The sequence below is a fragment of the Frankia gtarii genome, from assembly GCF_025403375.1.
Taxonomy (GTDB): domain Bacteria; phylum Actinomycetota; class Actinomycetes; order Frankiales; family Frankiaceae; genus Frankia; species Frankia gtarii.
This window is the reverse complement of record NZ_JAMPTM010000516.1, coordinates 1-1,681: the sequence shown is the minus strand read 5'-3', so window position 1 is coordinate 1,681 and position 1,681 is coordinate 1. Positions and strand designations below refer to the sequence as shown.

Here is a 1,681-nt window from a genome sequence, read left to right as displayed (position 1 = left end):
TGTATAAGAGACAGGCCCCCCGCCGGGCCCGTCCCCCTGGCTGCCTGCATCCTGGATGATTCCCGCATCCGGCTTGCGGGGGTCGTACTTGCGGATCGGCACGGCGGATCCGTTCAGCCGTACCACCCCGGCCAGCTCGCTGGCCGGGTCGTTGAAGAACATGAACGACCCGTTCGGGACGAGTTCGAACCGGGTGTGCGGCCGTAGCACTTTCACGTGCGGGACGTCCTGCGGGCGGGTGAGGTCCACGACGTGCACCTCACCGGTGGTGAAGTCGGGGACGAACACCCGGCCCGCCGCCTCCCGGGGCGGCCCGAGCTCATGGCCGCCCGCGCCGAGGTCGACCGCTGCGTCGCAGGTCCGTCTGGTCAGGTCGCTGACCAGCAGCACGCCGCGCCCGGAGACGGTGTAGAGCCGCGACGTCGCCGGGGAGCCGGTCACCACCGCTGTGTCATCACCGGCGCTCTCCCCCAGGCAGGTCGCCGAGCCGAGGCTGCCGTCGACGCCGAGGAGCCGCACCGACGTTCCGTCGACCACCGCCGCCTGCCCGGCGGCGACCACCAGCCGGGAGCCGTCCGGATCCACCGCCGCCGCCCGCCGGCCCACCTTGTCCCGCTCGAGCCAGACCAGGTCGCCCGAGCCCGCCTCGATCAGCCACAGGCGACCGTCGCCGTCGACCACCCCGCCGCCGGGCGCGATCCGCGACACGAGCGCCTGGCTGGCCCGCGGCCGCAGTGACCGAATGTCAGCGGTGGTGACGAGCCCGGACCCCTCGGCGAAGGTGAAAAGGTCGGGACTGCCGGGAAAAACCAGCAGCCGCTGCCCGGGGCGGGCGAACCGGGCGGGCTGTGACACGTCGTAGGTGGCACCGTCCACCCGCACCAGGCTGCCGGTCGCGCCGTCGGCGACGAAGGCGTCGTTGCCGGCCTGCGCCGAGCTCAGGTCCGCACCGTCGGCGGCGACCGGGACCTGCGTCACCACCTGCGCGGACGACCCGTCGACCAGGGCCGCCTGGCCGACCTTCGACGACACCAGCCAGGCCGCCCCGTCGTGCATCGACACGCGCACCGCGTGATCGCCACGCGCCGACAGAACAACCACCAGTGTGCCCAGTGCCACCACCAGCGCGGCGGCGACCGCGGCTACACGCCCGGCCGGTGCCCCGCGCAGATCACCCCTTACTGGCCTGGTCATCGGCACTGGCCTGGTCATCGGCGTCACCGCCGCGGCAGCAGTGGTCTCGGGTCGAGCACCGCGGCGACCCGGCGCCGCATGCCGTCGGCCCGGCGCAGCTCACGGCTTGCCGCCGCGGTGAGCTCCCAGGCGTGCCGGGCGTCGGCGTCGTCCGGGTCGGTCGCGGCGAACAGGGCCGCGCCCACCACCGGCACGAGATCGGCGACCCGATCGCCGGCCTGCTCGCCGCGCACCGCGCGGGTCCGCTCGACGACCTCCTCTGCGGACAGCGCCCGTGACCGCTCCACACCGCGCTCGGCGAGCCGGTCGCGGATCTCCCGCCAGGCACCTGCGACCCGGGTCGCCGCCGGACCGGCGCGCGCTCGACGGCGGCGGCGGCGCGCCTTCTCCGCGACGATGCCCAGCGCGACGGCGGCGGATACCGCCAGCACCCCGACGAGCAGGACGGTCAGCAGCATCCCGCCACCGGACCCGCCGCCCCCAGCCC

1 protein-coding gene and 1 pseudogene are annotated in these 1,681 nt (G+C 74.9%); both read right to left on the bottom strand.

Annotated elements, in window-relative coordinates:
* The coding region (locus NBZ83_RS31985) for a hypothetical protein (protein ID WP_261576492.1) at nucleotides 1-1,194 on the bottom strand (1,194 nt) is incomplete at its 3' end.
* 23 nt (nucleotides 1,195-1,217) lie between these two features.
* Nucleotides 1,218-1,681 (bottom strand): annotated as a pseudogene (locus tag NBZ83_RS31980) (transglutaminaseTgpA domain-containing protein); the annotation flags it as partial.